This is a genomic window from Nocardia sp. CA-107356 (assembly GCF_050946365.1).
Taxonomy (GTDB): domain Bacteria; phylum Actinomycetota; class Actinomycetes; order Mycobacteriales; family Mycobacteriaceae; genus Nocardia.
Window position 1 is genome coordinate 9278510 of sequence record NZ_CP191992.1, and the last position, 22093, is coordinate 9300602.

12 protein-coding genes are annotated in these 22093 nt (G+C 66.7%); 2 read left to right on the forward strand and 10 right to left on the reverse strand.

Annotated elements, in window-relative coordinates; translation table 11 throughout:
• Window positions 1-8: 8 nt before the first annotated feature.
• Window positions 9-437, reverse strand: coding sequence for an NUDIX hydrolase (locus ACQP1G_RS41865; RefSeq protein WP_433195602.1), 429 nt, complete (start codon window positions 435-437; stop codon window positions 9-11).
• 99 nt (window positions 438-536) lie between these two features.
• Between ACQP1G_RS41865 and ACQP1G_RS41870 the strand changes: the two genes are divergently transcribed.
• A complete protein-coding gene (locus ACQP1G_RS41870; RefSeq protein ID WP_433195604.1) occupies window positions 537-1277 on the forward strand; it encodes a TauD/TfdA family dioxygenase in 741 nt (246 codons plus the stop codon).
• 163 nt (window positions 1278-1440) lie between these two features.
• Window positions 1441-1788 (forward strand): hypothetical protein, encoded by a 348-nt coding sequence (locus tag ACQP1G_RS41875; protein ID WP_433195606.1) that lies wholly within the window; start codon window positions 1441-1443, stop codon window positions 1786-1788.
• Window positions 1789-1852: 64 nt separating this feature from the next.
• On the opposite strand, the gene ACQP1G_RS41880 is transcribed toward ACQP1G_RS41875, so the two are convergent.
• The 9 genes from ACQP1G_RS41880 to ACQP1G_RS41920 all read right to left on the reverse strand — a co-directional run bounded on the left by ACQP1G_RS41880 (window position 1853) and on the right by ACQP1G_RS41920 (window position 22043).
• Window positions 1853-3622, reverse strand: coding sequence for an MFS transporter (locus tag ACQP1G_RS41880; protein ID WP_433195608.1), 1770 nt, complete (start codon window positions 3620-3622; stop codon window positions 1853-1855).
• Between the two features lie 86 nt (window positions 3623-3708).
• Window positions 3709-4473 (reverse strand): ABC transporter permease, encoded by a 765-nt coding sequence (locus tag ACQP1G_RS41885; protein WP_433195610.1) that lies wholly within the window; start codon window positions 4471-4473, stop codon window positions 3709-3711.
• On the reverse strand, window positions 4470-5234 hold the full coding sequence (locus ACQP1G_RS41890; RefSeq protein ID WP_433195612.1) for an ABC transporter permease: 765 nt from the start codon (window positions 5232-5234) through the stop codon (window positions 4470-4472). The genes ACQP1G_RS41885 and ACQP1G_RS41890 overlap by 4 nt, the downstream gene beginning before the upstream one ends.
• Window positions 5231-6190: an ATP-binding cassette domain-containing protein gene (locus ACQP1G_RS41895; protein ID WP_433195614.1), complete on the reverse strand. Its 960-nt coding sequence runs from the start codon at window positions 6188-6190 to the stop codon at window positions 5231-5233. Before ACQP1G_RS41895 ends, ACQP1G_RS41890 begins: the two co-directional genes overlap by 4 nt.
• Window positions 6187-10743, reverse strand: coding sequence for an amino acid adenylation domain-containing protein (locus ACQP1G_RS41900; RefSeq protein WP_433195616.1), 4557 nt, complete (start codon window positions 10741-10743; stop codon window positions 6187-6189). The genes ACQP1G_RS41895 and ACQP1G_RS41900 overlap by 4 nt, the downstream gene beginning before the upstream one ends.
• A gap of 70 nt (window positions 10744-10813) precedes the next feature.
• A complete protein-coding gene (locus ACQP1G_RS41905) occupies window positions 10814-16867 on the reverse strand; it encodes an amino acid adenylation domain-containing protein (RefSeq protein ID WP_433195618.1) in 6054 nt (2017 codons plus the stop codon).
• Window positions 16868-16880: 13 nt separating this feature from the next.
• A complete protein-coding gene (gene nbtC / locus ACQP1G_RS41910) occupies window positions 16881-19982 on the reverse strand; it encodes a nocobactin polyketide synthase NbtC (protein ID WP_433195620.1) in 3102 nt (1033 codons plus the stop codon).
• Window positions 19975-21291: a polyketide synthase gene (locus tag ACQP1G_RS41915; protein WP_433195622.1), complete on the reverse strand. Its 1317-nt coding sequence runs from the start codon at window positions 21289-21291 to the stop codon at window positions 19975-19977. The genes nbtC and ACQP1G_RS41915 overlap by 8 nt, the downstream gene beginning before the upstream one ends.
• Window positions 21288-22043: a thioesterase II family protein gene (locus tag ACQP1G_RS41920; RefSeq protein ID WP_433195624.1), complete on the reverse strand. Its 756-nt coding sequence runs from the start codon at window positions 22041-22043 to the stop codon at window positions 21288-21290. Before ACQP1G_RS41920 ends, ACQP1G_RS41915 begins: the two co-directional genes overlap by 4 nt.
• Window positions 22044-22093: the final 50 nt, after the last annotated feature.

Here is a 22093-nt window from a genome sequence, read left to right on the forward strand (position 1 = left end):
GTGTCCTCCTACACGCTCTCGGCTGCCCGGAGTTGCGCGAACCACGTCATGATGGACCGCTTATAGCCATCGGGCATGTTCAACCCGGCGATATCGTTCTCCCTGAACAATCCGACTTCCTTGTGTTCATGTGACAGCACCGGCTCGGCATCGGTGTCCGGGTAGCACCCGTACGTCACGATGAACACGTGACGCTCGACCTCGTTGATGTAGTAGACCCACGAGTCGAGGATCGGGCCGGTGGTTACCGGCCACTGTGTTTCCTCCGTAATCTCGCGCGCTACACATTCCTCGGGGGTCTCGGTGGGTTCGATTCTGCCGCCTGGCAATTCCCACTCTTCGCGCTCGTTCTTCAGCAGGAGCACCTGACCGTCACGAACGACAACGCCTTTGATCGAGACCGAGTACATGTGCGGAACGTAACCGGAGGCAGTCATGTCCGCGACGCTAGCACCGGCATGACCACGGGATAGCTGGTTGCACGGTGACAGTCCGTCAGTGGACGCGCCCGCACAGCCAGACGCACCGTTGGTTGCATGTTCGTGGACTTACAGCAGGAGTGGGCAGCAGGAGTAGCCGCAAAGCTGGTTGCGGATGGGTTGGCCCGGTTCGACGGAATTACGACACGGGCGCAGCTGGTCGCCCTCGGGGCGTCTCTCGGCCGCACTGTCCCGCACCGGGACAGTGCGGCGGATGGCGTGACAACACTGATGCATCGCGGTGGGCTCGCGGCCCGTATCGGATTCGAGGGCTTCGGGAATGGTCCGCTACCGCCGCACACGGACCGGTCGGGCACACCGGACCCGCCCGCGCTGCTGATGGTGGTATGCGGCCGCAAGGGCAAGGGCGGCGAATGCACCGCCATCGACGGTCAATGCGTGTACGCCGATCTTATTCTCACCAATCCCGAAGCTGCACAATCACTTTCGCGGCCGAGAACCGTACTGTTCGGTGGTGCGTCGGGGTATCTGAGCTCGATATTCGAGCACACGCCGGACGGACGGATTCGAATTCGGTATCGCAGTGACGAGTTAGCGAAGTTCTCGCCTGACATCGTGCGATGGTTGCCCGCGCTGACCGATGCCGTGGAACGCCGCACGATCCGGTTCGGGTTGGAACCTGGGCAGGGCTACGTGCTGCACAACCATCGCTGGTTGCACGGACGTACCGGATTCACCGGCGACAGGGTGATGTACAGGCTCAGCGTGAACCCGCACGCGCAGTTCGCGATTCCATCTGGTTTCGAGGCACCGAATAGCGTCGGAGTGAAGCCATGAACGTCGATTACGACACCGTCCGGGTGACGGTCCGCTTCGAGAACGGCTCGGACGATCCGAACGACTACCCGCACTACGACCACTGCGGCTTTGAGCCTCGCTCGCTCACGACCGAGCAGGCACACCGGCTATTGCAGATCCACTTGCACAACGATTCCGTCCAATGCAAGCAGCGACAGGCAGCGCTCAGCACGCTGGAAGCTGCCGGGTGCTTGCACCGCGCATCCCGGTCGGCGGCCACATCATGAACGAGGCGATGCGGCGGCTCCCGTGGCGTAGCAAGCTCAACTCACAGCAACTCGCCGAAGTCGAGTCGATCCTTCGGGAGGCAAGCCGGGCGGATCTGGATACGCTGGCGCGCATCGCTACCGAGCTACGCCAGCAGTCTGGGCAGCCGCGCATGCAAGCCGAGATCGACGGGGTACTGGCTCGGTACTGGGCGGCACACCCAGAACGGCGGAGAGGAGGCGAGATACGGCCGAGCAACGCAGCCGAGGAACCGGGCGGCTGACCACGGGCGGCACACTGTCCATCGCGTTCGACCCTAGAACTCGCAAGGGCCGAACGCGATTCGATCAGCGCACCGCGACCAATTCCCCGGCCTCGGCGAGCTCGGCCTGTTCGTCCTCGACGTACTTATCCCCAGCGAAGTACGAGGCCGCCGCGGCCAGGAACATCATCACCGCAGCCGAGACGAACACCACGACCAGACCCGAGTGGAACGGTCCGGTGAGCAGATGCGGGAAGAACTCCTGACCGGTGAGGGTGTCCGCGTGCACGCCCGGCTGCGCCAATTCACCGGTCGGGCCGAGCAATTCCTGGATCGGGTTGAAGCCGAGGAACGCGGCGAACATACTCGCCACCGGCGGCAGATCGGCGAGCTGACTCGCCGCGCCCGCGGAGACGCCCTGGGCGCGCAAGCCGCTGTCGAGCGCCGAGGGCAGGCTGGCGGCGAGGCCGACGACCATGAGCGAGAAGAAGATTCCCATCGACAGCGCATTACCGCCGTTGAACAGAGTGCCGCGCATACCGGAGGCCGCGCCGCGCTGGGCCGCTGGCACGCTCGACATGATGGCTGCGGTATTCGGGGAGAAGAACAATCCACAGCCGATGCCGTTGAGCAGCACGATGGCGGCGAAAACCCAGTAGTTGAAGTCGACGGGGATGGCGAGCAGCAGCAAGAAGGTGAACCCGGCCAGCGCCGCGCCGCCGGTGGTGAACCAGCGCGAACCGTACCGGTCCGACAGCCAACCCGAAACCGGTCCGGCGGCAAGGAATCCCACGGTCAGCGGCAGCAGATAGATACCGGCCCACAGCGGCGTCGATTCGTAGTCGTAGCCGTGCAGCGGCAGCCAGATGCCCTGCAGCCAGATGATCAGCATGAACTGCATACCGCCGCGGCCGATCGAGACCATCAGGTTGGCGAAGTTGCCGAGTCCGAAGGCGCGGTCGGCGAATAGCGACAGGTGGAACATCGGCTCGGCGACCTTGGTCTCCACCACGCAGAACACCGCGAGCAGGGCGATTCCGCCGAGCACCGCGCCGAGCACCCAGGGGTTGGACCAGCCGGTGGGGTGTCCGCCGTAGGGCTGGATACCGTAGGTGATGCCGGTGAGCAGTGCGGTGAGGCCGAGTCCGAAGGTGATGGTGCCCGCCCAGTCGACCTTGCCCTTGGTGCGCATCCCCACCTCGTGCAGTGAGCGGTAGGACCAGATCGCACCGACTATGGCGATCGGCACGCTGACCCAGAAGACCGCGCGCCAATCCCATTCCGACAGCACACCACCGATGATCAGTCCGAGGAATGAGCCGGCGACCGCGGCGACCATATTGATGCCGAGCGCGGTGCCGCGCTGTTTGGCGGGGAAGGCGTCGGTCAGGATGGCCGTCGAGTTGGCCATCAGCATAGCGCCGCCGATGCCCTGCAGCACGCGCCAGCTGATGATCCACATCGCGCCCGATCCGCCGTGGAACGGATCGAAGGACAGCGCGACCGAGGTCACCGCGAAGGCCGCGAAGCCGAGGTTGTAGATCTTGACGCGGCCGAAGATATCGCCGAGCCGCCCGAACATCACCACGAGTACGGCGGTGGCGAGCAGATAGCCCATCAGCATCCACAGCAGGTAGCCGACATTGCCCGCTTCCAGCGGGTTCAGCCCGACGCCGCGGAAGATCGCGGGCAGCGAGATCAACACGATCGAGGCGTTGACCGCGCTGAGCAGCACACCCAGGGTGGTGTTGGTCAGGACGATCCACTTGTAGTGCGGGTGATCCCGGTCGTAGCGCAGGCGACGGCGGATGGTCTGGACATCACCCAGATCGAGATCGGCGGATGGAATCGTCACGGTAGCCCCTTGCTGATTGTTACCTCAGCAAACTATATAGTTAGCTGATGTAACGAACAAGTCAAGGGCCCACCCACTGGGATGTTTCAGCTATCGGCGGCCGTGCGGTAGCCGCGCACCGCGAACGCGCCGAAGACCAGGGCGAGCCCAACGGACCAGGCAATCGTCTGCAGCAGCGGCGTAGCGACGGGGCCGCCGAGCGTAGCGCCGCGCATCGCCTCGATGGCGCAGCTCATCGGCTGAACCCGGACTATCGGCTGCAACCAGCCGGGATAGTTCTGCACCGGAACGAAACCGGAGTTGAAGAACATGCCGAGCAATACGAGCGCCGAGAACAGTTGCACGACCTTATTTCCGGCTTTGCTGACACCGACCGTGATCACCATGGTGGCGAAGCCGGGGATGAGCAGCACCGGAACGGCGAGCGCGCCGAACACACCCGGCCAGCCCTGCTGGAAACGCAATCCGAGCGCGACACCGAGTACGACCACGATGATCGTGGCGATCAGCGTGCGCCCGCATTCGGCGAGCAGTCGGCCGATCAGTCCGGCTGCGCGGTGCACCGGCAGCACCCAGAAGCGCCGCAGCAGCCCGCTTTCCCGCTCGGCGTAGAGCGAGAGTCCGGTGCCCATCGCGCCGTACATCGCGCCCGTGACCGCGATCATCGGGACGAAACCGTAGATGGCGTCCACACCGGAGGATGCGCTGAGGAATTTGTTGAGCACCAGTTGGTACATCAACAGCAGTAGCACCGGCAGGATCAGTGTCGAGGTCAGCACCTCCTGCTCGCGCGGCCAGCGCCGCAGCAGTCGGCCCGTTTCCACGAGACTCTGGTCGATCAGCGTCTTCACGGCCGCCGCCTTTCCACCAAGACCGCGATCGCGGTGAACGCCACGATCAGACCGAGGATCCAGGCCAGCGCGATCGCGACGGCCGAGGTGTAATCGCCTCCGGCGAGATCGCGCAATGCGGCTGCCGCCTCGGAGACCGGCTGATTGCGGACAAAGGGCTGGATCCACCCCGGAAAGCCGTCCGCCGGAACGAAACCCGTCGACATCATGATCAGCAGCAGTTGCGGGGCGAGCAGTGCCGATGCGCCGATCTCCGGCGTGCCGGTGGCGGCGCCGAGCGCGTCGGCGCCGATTACCAGCGCCACGCCGAATGCCAGGGACAGTGCGGCGAATACGAGCGCCGCCGCCCCGCCGTGGAATCGGAAGCCGAAGGCGATACCGATCACCAGCGCTCCGGCCAGTCCCGCCAGCGCGCGGACCAGGTTCGCCGACATCCGGGCAGCCAGCGGGATCCAGGGACGCACCGGCATGGAGCGCAGGCGAGTTCCCATACCGCTGAAGGTGTCTCGGGCCGCGCGATCACCCGCCGACATGGCGGTGAAGAACATGCTCTGCAGCACGATCACCGGTAGCAGGTACTGCGCGTAGTCCGCACCGGCCTGCTCCATCGACTTGCGCAGCGGAACATAGAAGCAGAGGAAGAAGATCATCGGGGCGAGGAATCCGAAGGCCAGATCGCCCTCGCGGAGTGCGGCGCGCACGGTGCGGCCGCTCAGCGCGCTCCATTGCATTCCGGCTGGTACCGGCGATATTTCGGTCATGCGGTGGTCACCACCGCCGGTTCGTCGACGGTGAGCTTGATGAAGACCTCGTCCAGAGATGGTCTGCGCAAGGCGATATCGATGAGTTCGATGCGGGCGTCGGTGATGCGACGCAATGCCTCGGCCAGCGTGGCCGCGCCGTCGGGCGCTGGCAGCGAGACCCGGTCCTTGGATTCGGCGACGGTGACCGTGCCGAGGCCGTACAGCGCGGTCACGACAGCGGGCACGTCACCCGCGTCAACCGGAACCACCTCACAGTAGCTCGAACCCGAACGGGCCTTGAGTTCGTCGGCGGTGCCCTCGGCGATCACCCGGCCCTTATCGATGACGATTATGTTGTCGCTCAACGCATCCGCCTCCTCGAGGTACTGCGTGGTGAGCAGGATGGTCACGCCCTGCTCCTTGAGCGAGCGGACGAGCGACCAGACGCCCTGCCTGCTCACCGGGTCCAGGCCGGTGGTCGGTTCGTCGAGGAAGACGACCTTGGGCGGGCGCACCAGGCCGCAGGCGATATCAATGCGCCTGCGCATACCGCCGGAGTAGCCGCCGACACGACGGTCGGCGGCCTCGGTCAGATCGAATTGTTCGAGCAGTTCGGTGGCGCGGACCTTGGCCGATTTCGGGCGCAGGCCCATCAGGCGGCCGAACAGGACGAGATTCTCCCGGCCGGTCAGCACCTCGTCGAGCGCCGCGTATTGGCCGGTGAGCATGATGGACGCCCGCACGGCCGCGGCCGCGCGCACCACGTCGTATCCGGCCACCACCGCGCGGCCCGCATCGGGTTTGGTCAGCGTGGACAGGATGGAGACCGTGGTGGTCTTGCCCGCGCCGTTCGGACCGAGTACGCCGAGCACGCTGCCGGCGGGCGCCGTGAAGGTGAGGCCGCGCACGGCGTGGACGTCGCCGAAGGACTTGCGGACGTCCTCGACCACGATGGCGTTATCAATCGCGTTCATCGTTCTCCCGGTACTGCGTTGGGCATGGCGGCAGCGACCGCGATGATGCAGCGCTGCCAGATGCCGGCGAAACGGTCGATATCGGTAATGTCGAAAAGTGCGTCGCTCCACCGGAACAGGGTGGCCAGCTGGGGTCCTTCGGTACCGGGGTAGACGGCGGTGACGAGGTCCAATGCGTAGCGCAACGGCATATCCGGCTCGGGGGCGATCGGAAGCCGTTGGTGCAGGCCGAGATCGGTGATCGGGGACCATGGTCCCGATGTGCGGGCGGCCAGGTCCATGCGGCCGAGGTAGTCGAGCATCACTTGCGGATCCGTCTGCGGCGCGGCATCGCGGTAGCGGAGCAGGCCGTAGTCCAAGCCCTTGTTGGGGACGTTGTCCACCTGGGCCACAATGGCTTTCAGCAGACTCGCAACCTCGGTCGGATCGGATTCGGCGCGGCTGATGTCGAGTGCCGAGCCCGCGCCGACGCGCAGCGGGTAGACGGTGGTGAACCAGCCGACGGTGCGGGAGGTGTCGACAGCACCGACGGTGGCGTCTTCGCGGCCGTGCCCTTCCAAGGCCACCAGTGCGCCGGTCGAAGCGTCCTGGTTCCGCTCGGACCGCCAGGTCGTGAGTGCGATCGTCAGTGCGGTGAGCAGGAATTCGTGCATGCCGATGTCGGCGCCGAGACCGTCGAGGATATGACCGGTGATGTCGGTCGGCGCGAACGATGGGGTGATCCGGTAGGAGGACCAGGTGTCGCGGGTCGGATCCGGGCGGCGTAGGCCGAGTTCCGGGTCGGGGCCGGCCAGCTGTTCGGTCCAGAAGTCGCGTTGGGCCAGTACTTCCGGCGCGGTGTTGCGTTCGTGCAGCAGTTCGGCCCAGCCGCGGTAGCCGGTGAATTCCGGTGCGACGGTGGGGTTTCGGCCTTCGGTGAGCTGCGACCATGCCTCGGCAAGATCCGCGAGGATGATGTGCCACGAGACAGGATCCACCGCTAGGTGGTGGACCGACAGCAGCAGTACGTCGGCGCCCTCGAAGCGGACGGCCTGAATCATGGTGCCCGTCAACGGATCGATACGGTCGATCGCTGCGCGCGCATGCTCCGCGAGCACCGCATCGAAGTCGCCGAATACTGCGACCTCGTGCAGGATATCGGCGGCGCGAACAGTGCCCGGTGCTCTGGTTTCGAGCCGATGCCCGTCCGCGGTCGTCGACAGTGTGGCGCGCAGCATGTCGTGACCGTCGAGCAGCGCCTGCAAGACCGATTCCAATTGCGGCCGGTCCGCCTCGGCGGGCAGCGATACCAGCGTCGAGAGTGCGAGTCTGCGGAAGCCGCCGTACTCGTACATCCAGGACATGATCGGCGTCGGCCGCACCTCGCCGACTTCGGCCGGGGTGGGCACCGATTCCTGTTGCACCACACGGGAATCGATGGCCGCGGCCAGGTCGCGGACGGTGGGGTTGGACATGACCATGGCCGGGCTGACGGACAGTCCGGCACGGCGCACCGCGTTCACCAATGAGATGGCGACAATGCTGTCCATGCCGAGCGCGATGAAGTCGTCATCGATACCGGGCGTCGTCCCACCCAATGTCTCGGCGAGAGCCCGGCACAGCGTCCGCTCGGTATCGGTATTCGGCGGGGTACGACCGGCGGAGCCCGTCAGTGCCGCCAGCCCGAGTGCGTTCAGCGCGCGGACATCGAGCTTTGCATTGGGGGTGACCGGAAGCTCCGGCAGCAAGATGACGCGTGCCGGAACCATATACCCGGGCAGACGCTCGGCCAGATCGGCGCGCAGCGTGGCCGCATCGGCTGCCTCACTCACCGCGAAGGCGACGAGGCTCGGTCCGCTCGGCCGCTGCACCACAACGACCGCGCCCGCACGCACCTGCGGCAGCTGTAGCAAAGCCGTTTCGATATCGCCGATTTCGATCCGGTAGCCGCGAATTTTGACCTGGTCGTCCGCGCGACCCAGATAGGCGAGATCGCCGTTCGGCAACTGCCGCACCAGATCACCGGTGCGATACATGCGCGCACCTGGTCGGAAGGGGTCCGCGACGAAGCGGTCGGCCGTGCTGGCGGCCTTACCGATATAGCCGCGCGCCACCTGAGCACCGGACAAATACAGTTCGCCGATAACGCCGTGCGGCACCGGCCGCAGCATGGCGTCGAAGACGTAGGCGGACATGCGATCCACCGGTCCGCCGATGGTCGGCTGCGCAGTGCCGGGTTCGTCACGGCCGGTGTTCACCGTCGCGACCACCGCCTCGACCGTGGTCTCGGTGGGGCCGTAGCAGTTGTAGACGGCGGTGCCGGGCAGCGCGCGCAGCCGCTCCCACAGGGGCGCACCGATGGCCTCGCCGCCGAGGGCGAGCACGGTCAGCCGCGCGCCGTCCACCAGACCGGCGGCGGCGAGCTGGGTGAACATCGACGGCGAGGTGTCGATCATATCGATCTCGTGCCGGACGATACCGTCGACCAGGCCCTGCGCATCACGCATTTCGGTCTCGTCGAACAGGTGCACCACGTGGCCGTCGAACAGTCCGATCATGGGCTGCCAAGAGGCGTCGAAGCTCAGTGACCAGGCGTGCGCGATCCGCAGTCGGCGGCCGAGGCGGGCCACCGCCGGGCGGTACACGCGGTCGCGGTGATCGGCGAAATAGCTGGTGAGGGCGGCGTGGGTGCCTATGACGCCCTTGGGTTCTCCGGTGGAACCGGAGGTGAAGATGAGGTAGGCGGACGTCTGTGGGTGAACCGGTCGGTAGTGCGTGACGGGGTGGCGCGCGATCCGCTCGGCCGTGACGGGATCGTCGAGTACCAACAGCGGGCGCTCGTTCGGCCCGAGCAGTTGTGCGCACTCCCGCACCGTCAGAATGAGTTTCGGGCTCGCCTGACGCAGGATGGACTCGATACGTGCCGCCGGTGCCGAGATATCCACCGGTACATAGGCTCCGCCCACTTCCAGCACTGCAAGGATCGCGGTGATCGAACGAGCCGATCGCGGAAGCATCAGGGCGACAACGGTTTCCGGTCCGATACCGTGCTCGGTCAGTTCACTCGCCAGCCGCCCGACAGCCGCCCGCAGCTCACGGTAGGTGTAGCGCTCGGTGCCGGTGCTGAGTGCGACCGCGTCCGGGGTCCGCTCGACCTGGCTCAGGAAGAGTTCGTAAGCGGTGCCGTCGGCCGCCTCGTCCGAACCGGCGACAACCGTATTCGGCCCGGATTCGATCCCGATCCACGCCTTCTCATCGGCCAGCAGCACATCCAACGCGTCCGGACTCGAATCGCTGTGCTCGGGCAGTTGGCGCAAGACCGACAGGACTCGCGCGCCGATATCGGCGACCGGGAAGTGCGGCAGCGCTTCGGCAATCGCTTCCAGCATCATCACGAGCGTGCCGTCGTTCAGGTAGCAGACCACCGAAAGCGGGTAGTGCACCAGGCTTTCCATCGCGACCGGCAGGAAGCGGGTGCCATCCGCGGTGACGATCGGATCGGTGGCCGCGCCGATGGGCGCGTTCTCGAAGACGAACAGCACATCGAATAACGCACCGTGGCCGGCCGCACGCTGGATGGTCGACAGGCTCACATATCCGGCATCGCGCATGGCCGCCGATTCCCGCTGCAGTTGCGCGCATTGCTCGGCGACAGTGCGGGTTCGGTCGATGAGGACGCGTGCGGGCACGGTATTGATGAACAGCCCGATCATCGTCTCGACACCGGGCAGCGCATCCGGGCGACCGGAGATGGTGGTGCCGAAAACGATGTCACGTCGATCGGTGAGCCTGCCGAGGACGACCGCCAATGCATACTGCACAACGGTATTGAGAGTCAGGCCGTTCGCCCGCGCCCACTGCACCAGTCGAGCGGTCTCGGGTGTGTCCAAGCTGAATCGGCTGCGGCGCGGGATCGCCGCGCCGACCTCGGTCGCCGTGCCACCGGCCAGCATGAGCGGACCACTCAGTGGTGCGAGGTATTCGGTCCACCTGCGAGTGATCGCGGCGGCGTCCTGTGTGGCCAGCCAACCGATGTAGTCGCGGTACGGACGGGCGGGCGGCAGCGAATCCGCCTGTCCCCCGGCCTCGTACACCGCGATGAGCTCGCGGAAGAACACCGCGACCGCCCAGCCGTCCATCAGGATGTGGTGTGCGGTCACGATCATCCGGCGGCGCTGATCGGGCAGCGCGACGAGCGTAATGCGCAGGGCCGGACCACGGCCGAGGTCGAACCGCCGCTGCCGGTCGGCCTCGGCAATGGCATCGAATTCCGCTGGCCGAGCCGAGATTTCGAGCCACGGCAGATCGACCCAGGTCGGCACGATCTGCACGGGCCTGGGTAGATCCTTATCCCAGAACGAGGCCCGCAGATTGGCGTGCCGCTGCAGGATCACCTCCGCGCTGCGCCGCAGCATCGGCACATCGATCGGACCGCCGATATCGATGACGAACTGCATCGTGTACAGGTCGACCCCATCGGCAGCCAGCCGTGCCAGCGAGAACAGCCCTTCCTGCAGCGGGCTCAGCGCCAGCACATCCTCGATTTCGGCCGGGACACTCCGGTCGACAGTCATCGCAACGCCTTTCGACCGATGGTCATCGCATCGCCGCTCATCCGGCCAGCTAGTCGGAAGAAGCCGCCCCTCATTGCGACTGCTTCCACGCCGTGCCCAATGCGGCCAATGCGTCCGAGCTGAGGCCGGACACGCTCATCGCGGCATGTCGGTGCTGGTCGGGTTCCGCTGGCTGTGCCGTATCAGCTTGCGCGCCAACGTGGTTCGCATCGTCGTCGGCTGCCGCGCCGAAGGTGTCGCCGATGGTCGTTGTCATACCAGCCGCCACCGCCTCGTCGACCGCGGCCGCGAGTTCGGCGATGGTGAGGTGTTCGAACACCAGCTGCGGGGACAGCGGTAGTCCGATCTGGTTGGCACGCGCCGACCATTGGATGGAGATCACGCTGTCGCCGCCGAGTGCGAAGAAGCCGTCATCGGCGGTGACGTCCTCGATCTCGAGCAACTCCTCGAGGATCGCGATCAACTGCTGCTCGGTATCGGTGTGCGCGGCGTCGGTAGGCACGGTGGTACCGGTGTCGCCGACGGCTCCGGCCGACACCCGGGTGGCGAAGACCAGTCGCCCCGCGGTATCCCAATGCGCTCGCCGCTCGGTGCGGAACAACCGGGCGCCCGGCAGGTACGGATCGTCGATGAAGGCGTCCGCCGACTCCTCGGCGTAGCCGTCGGCAAGTCCGGCACCACCCACATAGACATCGCCGTGCACACCGGGCGCGACCGGTCGCATGGCCGCATCCAGCACGAAGACCCGAGCCCCTGGGATGGGACGCGCGCGTCCGCTGCCGTCGACCACACCGCGCGCCACCGCACCCGCGTATTCCGGGATCCGGTAGTCGAAGGTGGCGACCGAACCGGCCGCGAGCGCGGGCAACAGATCGGGCAGCGCAGCGGGCCAGGCGGTTCCGATGACCTCCCAGCTGCGTACCGACGGCAGCATGGAGACACCCGTGTGCACGAACCGCGCGAGCGTAGCGGGGTCGGCGACCACGTGGGTGACCGCGTGCGCACCGATCGACTCGACCAGTGCGACCGGATCTTCACGCTGCGGTTCGCTGGTGAGGATCAGCGTCGCACCATCGGCCAGCACGGCCAGCAGTTCGACCTCGATCTCCGATCCCGACCATGGCACGGCGACGAGTCGCACATCCGCCGAACCCGTCGCCCGGTCCAGCGATTCGGGGCGCCGATCGGCGGCGACGGCCCGTCGATCGGCGACAGCGGCCGCCACGGCAGCTCGATTGAGCAGCACAGTTGGCGCGTCGGCGCGCGAAAGCTCGATGGTCCCGCCGGCATCCGCGACCGCGTCGAGCGCGGCCAGACGACGCACCACTCCCGCCACCGACGCGCCAACGGGCGCATTTGCCCCGACCCCATGGTCGAGCTGTTCGAACAGCGCACCGTAGCTGAGGGTTTCCGCACCGCAGCGCACCGCGATCCGGTCGGCCGGAACGCAACGTCCGCGCCGGATCAGCTCGGCAATCCCGGGCATCCAGGAAAGCTCTACGCCCGTGGCCCATTCGCCGAGGACCCGCTGTCGCTCGGCGGCGGGCAGGATGTCGAGTTCGCCGACCGTACTTTCGGGAGCTTCTGCGAAAGCCGTGAGGACGCGAAGTATGCGCTGCGCGAACAACTCTCCGGTCGCGGGCTCATAGAGATCGGTGTTGACGATCACGCTCGCCTCGAAGCCGCCATCGGATCCCGCGAAGAAATTGATGCTCAGGTCCAGCAGCGAGATATCGAAGTCCAATGGCAGCACCGTGAGCGCGGTTTGCGCGTCGAGGCCGTGGTCCGCGCCGTCCCAATTTTCGTCGCGGAAGTGCATCATGGCTTGGAACAGCGGATTCCTGGCTCGCGAACGCGCCGGGTTGAGCGCGTCGACCAGGCGTTCGATCGGGATGTCCTGGTTGCTGTATGCGCCGAGCGCGATATCGCGGGAGCGCGCCAGCACCGTCCGTAGCGTGGGATCGCCGGACAGATCGTTGCGCAGCACGACCATATTGGCCAGCAGGCCGACCAGATCCGCGGCCGCCGGGTCGACCCGGCCCGCGATCGGCGTGCCGAGCGGAATATCGACGCCAGCACCGAGTTTGTGCAGCAACGTGGCGACCGCGGCCTGATAGAGCATGAACTCGCTGGCGCCGCTCGCCTCGGCGACGGCCTTCAGCTTCCCGCGCAGCGCGGCGGGGACCGCGAACGCAACCACATGCCCGTTCTTGCCCAGCACGGCGGGGCGCGGCCGGTCCGGCGCGATATTGATCTCGTCCGGCAGACCGGCGAGTGCGTCGCGCCAGTACTCCACCTGCGCACCGAGTGCATCGACCGCCTCGCGCTGCCACAGTGCGTAGTCCGCGTACTGCACGGCCAACGGCGTCCAGTCCGGCGCCGCACCGGCGGTGCGCGCTCGGTAGGCGATGGCCAGATCGTCCAGAATCGTCCGGAACGACCAGTGGTCGGCAACCAGATGGTGGACCAGCAGCGACAGGACATGGGTCTCGGTGTCCAGTACGAAGACCCGCGGCCGGATCAGCAACTCGCTGTCCACAGCGAAGCAGTACCGACCCGCCGCCGCCAACTCGACGCGCAGCTGTTCCGGATCGCTCAGCTCCGTCACCGGAACCTCGACCGGCCCGGCAGCCAGCACCGACTGGTACGGCACACCATCGCTTTCGGGGAAAACAGTGCGCAGCACCTCGTGCCGAGCCACCACATCGGCGAGCGCGGCGGTCAACGCGTTCAGATCCAGCGGACCGTCCACCCGCACCGCGAACGGGATATTGCCGATCGCGCTCGGCCCCTCCAGCTTTCGCTGGAACCACAGCGCGAGCTGGGAGTAGGACAGTGGAATGCGTTCGGGCCGTTCGCGTTTCAGCAGCTCGGGCACGGCGGTCGTGGCGCGCGCCGGGGTGGCCTCGATCAGCGCGGCGAGTCCGGCGACGGTCGGGGTATCGAACGGAGCCCGCACATCGATCTCGACGCCGAACTCGGTGCGGATCTGCACGACCAGTCGGGTGGCCAGCAGCGAATGTCCACCGAGTTCGAAGAAGGAATCGTCCGCGCCGATCAGCTCACGGCCGAAGATCTGTGCGAACAGGCCCGCGAGCCGGATCTCGGTAGCGGTGCCCGGCTCCCGGTAGCGGTGGGTGGTGGCCCGCTCCGGATCGGGCAGTGCGCGTCGGTCCAGTTTGCCGTGCGCGGTCAGCGGAATCTCATCGATTACGGCGAAGGCACTGGGCACCATGTACTCCGGCAGCGTCGCCGCGGCATGGCGCCGCACCTCCTCGATGTCGAGCGCCGATTCCGAAAGTCCGTTTGCAGCAACTACATATGCGGCCAGCATCGCGCCGACGGCCGCATCTGCGACCGCGATGACGACACAGTGCCCAACCCCGGGACAGGACGTGATGGCCGCCTCGACCTCGCCGAGTTCGATTCGGAAGCCGCGCACCTTGACCTGCTCGTCGGCCCGACCGACGAATTCGATCTCACCATTGCCATTGCGCCGCGCGAGATCTCCGGTCCGATACAACCTCGCGCCGGGCGCGAACGGATCGGCCACGAACCGCTCGGCGGTCAGTCCCCGCCGATTCAGATAGCCGCGCGCCAATTGCGCTCCGCCGAGATAGATCTCGCCGACGACACCCGAGGGCACCAACTGCAACGCCGCATCGAGCAGGTACACCGTGACGTTCTGATTCGGTACGCCGATCGGCACGATCCGGGTACCTTGCGGGCCTTCGACATTCATATGCGTCGCGCACACCACCGCCTCGGTCGGGCCGTAGTGATTGCGCAGTTCGGCATCGAAGACACCGGCGAACCTATCGGCCACCTCACCGGGCAGCGCCTCACCGCCCACCGGAACATGTCGCAGCGCACGCCATTCGCTCACTTCCGGCAGCAGCAGGAAGGTGCTCAACATCGACGGCACCATATGCAGCACGGTCACCCCGCAGCGGGTGATCAGCTCGGCGACGTACGGAATATCGCGGAACGCATCGGGTTTCGGGATGACCAGGCGGGCACCGAGGGTCAGCGTCACGAAGATGTCCAGCAGCGAGGCGTCGAAGCTCACCGACGACGACTGCAGCAGCCGGTCCTGCGCGGTCATCCGCCATTCCGCGACAAACCCCGAGAGATGTTCGGCGATGGCGGCATGGGATACCGGAACGCCCTTGGGCTTTCCGGTGGACCCGGAGGTGTAGATGACGTAGGCGAGGTGGCCGGGCAGCAGTGGCCGCAGCCGGTCCGCGTCGACGAGATCGGCATCGGGGAGTCGGATCGCCGCGGTCTCGGCGGCGTCCAGTTCGACCCGGCCGAGCACCAGCGCGGGTGCGGCGTCCGCGATGAGGTAGTCGATGCGGTCGTCCGGGTAGGCGGGATCGATGGGCAGGTAGGCCGCACCGGATTTGAGCACGCCCAGCACCGCGACCACGAACTCCACCGAGTTGGTCAGCCGCAACCCGACGATATCTTCGGCGCCGAGGCCCTGCCGGATCAGCCAGTGCGCCAGGCGATTGGCGCGTCGGTTCAGCTCGGCGTAGCTGAGTTCGGTATCGGCGGTGCCACGTTCGGCCGGGGCGACGATGGCGAGCGCGTCCGGCATTGCCGCGACCCGGTTTTCGAAGAGTACGACCATGGTGCTCGGCTCGGCCTCGACGATCGCGCCGTGCGACAGTGCCAGGATCGCGGCACGATCGGCCGCACCGAGCATGTCGATATCGCCGAGCCCGCGATCGGGATCGGCGAGCGCACTGTCCAGCAGTTGCACATAGTGGCCGAGCAACTGCTCCACCACAGCCCGGTCCAGATCGGCGATCCGGTACTCGGCCTCCAGATAAGCGCCATCGGCCTCCATGACCACGGTGAGGCCCAGCGGAACCTGCGCGACCGCGCTGCCCAGATCCAGCAGTGTCGCCTCGACACCATCCAGATCGAAGCCCTGCGCGCTCTTGCGCACCCCGAAGCCGAGTCGGACCAGCTGCTCCAGCCCGTCTCTACCGCCGACGCGATCCGGATTCGCTTCGCGCACAACGCGATCGATGCCGACATGCTGATGGGCGAAGGCTCCGGCACAGGTATCGCGAACGGATTCGGTGAAGTCGGCGAAGGTGCTGCCCGCACCGATGGTGGCGCGCAGCAGCAGCGTATTGCCGAAGTAACCGATCAACGATTCGGCGGCGGCATCGCGGCGCACCGTCACCGGTACCGACACCAGGAAATCCGTTGCCCCGGTGTAGCGATGGACCACCGCGTCGTAGGCGGCCAGCCACACCATGAACGGGGTGGCGCCGTGCGCACGGGCGAAGGCTTCCACCCGGCCGACGAGGTCGGCTGGCAGCGGCACTGTGCAGCGATCGGACTGCTTGGCCGCGACAGTGCCGACCGTGGCTGGACCGGGGAGTTCCAGGGATTCCGGCAGCGGACGCAGGGTCGCACGCCAGTAGTCGATATCGGCGGTGTCGTCGTCGGTGCTATCGCCGAAAACCGCGACATCGATGAATTGCGCACGGTCGGTCTCGGCTGGCGCGGTGCGATAGGCGTCGTTGAGTTCGGTGAAGAAGACGGCCCACGAATCGTCGTCCCAGCTGATGTGGTGCACGACCAGCAGCAGGGTGAATTCATCGGCACCGGTACGCACCAGGCTGATACGCAACGGCGACTCGTCCGCGAGATCGAACGGACGGCCGAATTCCCGGCGCGCGAGCACTTCCAGCCTGCGGTCCCGGCCGGATTCCGGCAGGTCGGTCAGATCATATGACTGCCAGGCGAATTCGAGGTCGCCGCGAACGAGCTGGTACGGCTCGCCGTTCTCGTCGAGCCCATAGATGGTGCGCAGGATGTCGTGGCGGTCGACAACTGCCGTGACCGCTCGGCGCAGTCGCGCCTCGTCGAGCGCGCCGGTCAGCCGATAGGCCACACAGATATTGAGGGTGGTGTCGGCTGGGTCGCGGGTCTGCAGAAACCACATGCGCCGCTGCCCGGCCGAAAGTGGGTGACGCGCACCCGGTTTCGATCTTCGAATCGGCACGGCCGCTGGTGTCGGCGCGGTCAGTCCGCTCTCGGCCAAACGTTTGCGCAGCAGCGCCTTCCGGTGGTCCAGCACGCTCGTGAGCTCGTTGTTCGACATCAGAATCCCTCGCCTAGACGTTGCTGTCGGCCATCAGGCGCACGACGTCGTCCAACGACGCGCCGCCCAGAATGGCCGCCACCGGAAGATCGCGGTTCAATTCGGCCCGCACCCGCTTGCGGAAGTCCAACGCCTGCAGGGAATCCAGACCGAGCGCAACCAGCGGCATCGAGCTGTCGATGGTGTCGAGCCCATCGGTGCCCATTACCTTGCCCAGTTCCACCCGCACCTGTTCGGACAGCGAACCGGCGGCCGGTTCGACCGGTTCCGGTGCGACGGCGACAACGGGCGCGGCGACAACGGGGGCGACCGGCACTGGCGTCGCGTCCAACCGTGCCAGCACATCGGTGAGCAGCGGACCCCAGCCGACGGCCGAAATGATGTCGTTCAACTGCGACCAATCGGCGGCCATCACAAGGCGATTGCCGGGCCGTCCGACTTCGGCGTACTCGGTGAAACCGACGGCGAGTGCGTCTCGCGGGTCCATGGACTGGCCGCCCGCGGCGGCGATCCGATCCACACCGACGGCATGCAACGGTCCCTCGATGTCCCAGATACCCCACTGCATCGCAACCGCATTAGTGCCCGCGGCACGCAGGCGGGTGGCCAGCACATCGAGCATGCGGTTCACGGTGGCGTAGAGAATCTGCCCGCGACCGCCGAAGGTCGCCGCCGCGGAGGAGCAGATGATGATCCGAACGTCGGCGGCCAGCGGCAGCAGCCGCAGCAGGTGGTCGGTGCCGATAATCTTCGACGCCGCCATCTCGAACAGCTTCTCGGTGGTCACCTCGGCGAGTTCGGCGCGCACGTAGTTCACCGCGGCGTGCACCAGCACGGTCGCCGGTGTGCCCGCCAGTGCGGCGGCGAGATCCCGCACGCTCGATTCATCGCTCACGTCGCACGCGGCAACCGTGACCTCGGCCGCGCCGATCTGGCGAACGACCCGCAATCGTCGTGCGACGGAATCGGTTTCGCCGGAACGGCTGAGAAGCGTGATGCGCCGCGCGCCACGACCGGCGAAGTGCTCGGCGAACTTCAGCCCCAGGGTGCCGGTGCCGCCGACGATGACGACGTGCTCGAGCTCCGCGTCATCTGCAACCCCCGCGGGTGTATCGAGATCTACCTCGAGCCGCTTGGCGTAGAGACCGCCCGCGCGCAGTGCGAGCTGCGGTTCGTCCTTGGCATGCAGCGCGCGCACGATCGCGGCGGCCTGCGCCGCATTCGCATCGTCGACGCCCAGGTCGAGATGCCGGAAGGCGGTGCCGATGTTCTCCAGTCCGATACACCGGAATCCGGCCGAGACCGCGCCGTGGAACAGATGCGGTGCCGGATCGTCGGCGACCGCGGCTTCGCCACCCACCGTCACCAGCCAGCAGTCGGTGATCGTGGCGTCGAGCGCGGGCAGCCAGCGAGCGTCATAGAACCGCGCCAACTCCTCGACCGCGGCGGGTCCGTCCAGGTCGGGCAGCTGCGGTACCAGCACGACGACCGAGTTGTAGTCGGCGGTGCCGGCGGGCCGGTCCGGATCGTAGATCGACGCACCGCCGCCGTGGTTGTCGGCGGCGCTGCACAGCGCCGCGGCGAGTTCGGCGCACTGTCCGGTGTGATCGACGACGAGCATCGTGCGCGGCGACACCAGCGAGCGGCGCTCGAGCCGCACCCAGTGCTCGGCCAGCCGGGTCGCGGCATGGTCGGTGCTCACCGGTTCGTTCGCTGTCGTCCGGTAGGCGGCCCACAGCCGCTGCGGATTCAGCACGGTGTTGGGGAAGTCGCGCAGCGGCAATCGCGCTGTGCCCGAATCAGATTCGACTCGCAACCCATCCCAGCGATAGTTCAGGTCGTGCACCGCGACCGTCGCCAGATTGCGGGTGAACTCCCCCAGCCCCGCCGCGGTGCGCAGCGACGTACCGATCACCCGGAACTCCCGCTGCGGCAATGCCGGATCTAGCGGCACCGTGCTGAGGTTTTCCTGAATGGCCAACTGCAGCATGGGGTGTTCCGACATTTCGACGAAGGTGTCGACGTCGGCGGAGGCCGCTGTGATCGCTCGATCGAACCGAACGCGGTTGCGCAGGTTCCAGTACCAGTACTGATCATGGCGCAGGTCCGGTGTGATGGTGGTGCCGAGTGTCGCACCGTAGCAGGGGATTTCGGTCGTATAGAAGTGCGAACCGCTCATCTCGTCGCCGAGCGCCGCCTCGAGGTCGTTCCGGTACTCGCTGACCACCGAGGTATGCGCCGGATACGCGACGCGGATCTCCTTGGCGAACTGACCTCGCGCGGTCGCGGTCGCGACCATATCGACGATGGTCTCGCGGTCACCCGAAATGGCCAGGATGTGTGCCGAATTGACCACCGACAACTCGGCCCAGCCGGAATGCCTGGCCAGTAGCGCTTCACACTGATCGCGGTCCATGCCGAGCACGGCCATCGAATAGCCGCGCGGCGAAAGCTGATCGACGCACAGGGCCCGATGCGTCACCGCCAGCACCGAATCGCGCAGAGTCATCACGCGAGAGACCGCACCCGCCGCCAACTCCCCCTGACTGTGTCCGATCGTCGCGGTGGGCTCGACACCCGCCGCACGCCACATCGCGGCCAGCGCGTACATCTGGAACATCAACGCGGGCTGCACCACTCGTACGACGTCCTCGAACTGTCCCTCGGTGCCGAGCAGATAGTGCAGGGGCTCTCGGTGGCCGAATCGGTCCTCGAAGATCGCGGCGCATTCGTCGACCGCGGCGCGGAAGGCGGGCGAGACGTCGTAGTAGAGCTTGCCCATCCCGGAACGCTGACTGCCCTGGCCAGGGAATACGAATCCGATCCGGCGGGCCGTGGCCACTGCGTCGGTGGATACCACCGCCGGATGTTCGGCATCGGCGATGATCGAGCGCAGCGCGTCGCGGAGTTCGTCAGCCGTGTCGACCATGGCCAGCGCCCGGCGGCGCCGTGCGACCCTGGTGCGAAACAGCATGTCCGCCACGCGATCCGGGCCGATGTCAGAATGCCGTTCCAGATACGACAGGATCGCGGCGGCCTCGCCACGCAGTCCATCGGCGGTATCGGAGGTCAGCAGGACCGGGACGGTTCCGTCCGGAAGTCGGTATTCAGGCATCGATATCCTCCAGCACGGGCATCGCCAGGATCGCGTGTGCATTGGTGCCCGCGACGCCGAACGAGGACACGGCGCCGTAGCGGAGGCCGTCGACCGGATCCCAGGTTTCGAGTTTTGTGGCCAGCCGCAGGCTGGTGGCATCCCAATCCACCTCGGTGGTGGGTTTTTCCGCGTAGAGGCTCGGCGCGATCTGACCGTTCGCACCGCTCAGCAGCACCTTGATCAGGCCGAGCATCCCCGAGGCCGCCTGCGCGTGACCGATATTCGACTTCACCGAACCGAGCAGCGGACCGTCGTTGCCGCGGTTGATACCGCCGTACACCTGTGTCAGGGCCGTCAGCTCGAGCGGATCACCGACCGGCGTTCCGGTGCCGTGGCCCTCGATGAGCCCGATATCGTCGGGCCGAATTCCGGCCGCGGCCACGGTCTTCTCGATCAGCCGCTGCTGCGCCGATGCGCTCGGCACGGCGATGGGTGCGCCCTTGCCATTGTGATTGATCCGGGTCGCCAGCAGTCGTCCGTAGATCCGGTGGCCGAGTTCGCGGGCGCGCGATTCGTGTTCGATGACCACCACACCGGCACCCTCGCCCCACAGCGTGCCGGTCGCATCGGCGGCATAGGAGCGGCAGTGTCCGTCGGCAGCCAGCGCGTTGTTCTTGGAGAACTCGAAAAAGGCGGCGGGCGAGCCCATTACGCATATCCCACCGGCCAGCGCCCAATCGCATTCACCGGCACGCACCGCATTGGCGGCCAGGTGCACCGCGGTCAGCGACGAGGCGCACGCGGTATCCGTGGTCAGCGACGGCCCGATCAGCCCGAGGCTGTGCGAGATCCGGCCCGCCACCGCCCCCAGCGCCGTCCCGGTCACCCGGTATCCGGTGTATTCGGTGACCACACCGCCCTGCGGACCGTATTCGTTGATGGACGCGCCCATGAAACAGCCGACCTCGGCGCCGTCCAGCGCGCTCGGATTGATGCCGGCGTTCTCCAGTGCCCGCCAGGCCACCCGCAGCGCGACCCGCTGCTGCGGATCCATGGACATCGCCTCGCGTGGCGTGATACCGAAGAACATCGGATCGAATTCCGTCGCATCCGCGAGAAATCCACCGGCATCGGCGACGCGACTCCACCCCTCGGCGCGATGCAACGAAAGCAGCTCATCGATCGGCCATTCCCGATTGCGCGGGAACGGCCCGATGAGTTCACGCGATTCGGCGAGCGCGGACCAGAATTCGGGCAAGGTGTCGATACTGCCCGGCGCCTCGACGGCCATGCCGGAGATGACGATCGGATCCATATCGGTGCTCATCCGACCCGATCCAGTTCGGGTGCCAGCAATTCCGCGATACCGGCAGCATTCTCGTTCAGGTAGAAGTGACCGCCGTCGAAGACGGTGACATCGGTCTCCTGCGCACTGTGATTGGACCAGGCATACAGCTCACGCGGGGTGATCAAGTGATCCTCGGCGCCGCCGAGCACGTGAATCTTCGCCTGTACCCGGACATCCACCGGGCAGGTGTAGGCATCGAAGGCCCGGTAGTCCGCCTTCACCACGGGCAGCGCCATCCGCATGACCTCGCGACTGCCGAGCACATCGGCGCCGGTGCCTTCCAGCGCGCCGAGATGGTCCAGGATCTGTTCATCCTCGGTCGGATGCGGCGGCAGCTCGACCGCCCGGCCCGGCGAGACCGCGGCCGACGGCGCGAGCAGCCGCACCGCGAGTCCGGCCGCCTCGGCAGCGCGGACCAGCTCGAATGCCACCATCGCGCCCATGCTGTGGCCGAAGACGGTGAGCGGCAGACCGCGATTGTGTTCGGAGGCAGAGAATTCCGCGAACGCACCGGCAGCGAGTTCGGGCAGCGTGCCGAGCGCGGCCTCGCGGGCGCGGTCCTGACGACCCGGGTACTGGAAGATCAGCACAGTGAAGTGCTCGCTGAGCACCTTCGAGAACGCCCGGTAGGTGGAGGCGCCGCTACCCGCGTGCGGGCAGATCAACAACGGTGGGCAATCGACGGAGCGGGGCCGGTGGAATTGCCGGATCCATCCGAGATTTGCTGGCATTTCTTGACTCCTGCGCTTCCGCCGGACGTTCCCGGCGCGATGGTCGCGCC

What these genes read in the sequence shown, in the direction of transcription:
- ACQP1G_RS41875 (WP_433195606.1), top strand. Translation starts at nt 1,441, where the DNA reads ATGCAAGCAGCGACAGGCAGCGCTCAGCACGCTGGAAGCTGCCGGGTG.
- ACQP1G_RS41870 (WP_433195604.1), top strand. Translation starts at nt 537, where the DNA reads ATGTTCGTGGACTTACAGCAGGAGTGGGCAGCAGGAGTAGCCGCAAAG.
- nbtC (WP_433195620.1), bottom strand. Translation starts at nt 19,982, where the DNA reads ATGCCTGAATACCGACTTCCGGACGGAACCGTCCCGGTCCTGCTGACC.
- ACQP1G_RS41915 (WP_433195622.1), bottom strand. Translation starts at nt 21,291, where the DNA reads ATGAGCACCGATATGGATCCGATCGTCATCTCCGGCATGGCCGTCGAG.
- ACQP1G_RS41900 (WP_433195616.1), bottom strand. Translation starts at nt 10,743, where the DNA reads ATGACTGTCGACCGGAGTGTCCCGGCCGAAATCGAGGATGTGCTGGCG.
- ACQP1G_RS41890 (WP_433195612.1), bottom strand. Translation starts at nt 5,234, where the DNA reads ATGACCGAAATATCGCCGGTACCAGCCGGAATGCAATGGAGCGCGCTG.
- ACQP1G_RS41895 (WP_433195614.1), bottom strand. Translation starts at nt 6,190, where the DNA reads ATGAACGCGATTGATAACGCCATCGTGGTCGAGGACGTCCGCAAGTCC.
- ACQP1G_RS41865 (WP_433195602.1), bottom strand. Translation starts at nt 437, where the DNA reads ATGACTGCCTCCGGTTACGTTCCGCACATGTACTCGGTCTCGATCAAA.
- ACQP1G_RS41920 (WP_433195624.1), bottom strand. Translation starts at nt 22,043, where the DNA reads ATGCCAGCAAATCTCGGATGGATCCGGCAATTCCACCGGCCCCGCTCC.
- ACQP1G_RS41905 (WP_433195618.1), bottom strand. Translation starts at nt 16,867, where the DNA reads ATGTCGAACAACGAGCTCACGAGCGTGCTGGACCACCGGAAGGCGCTG.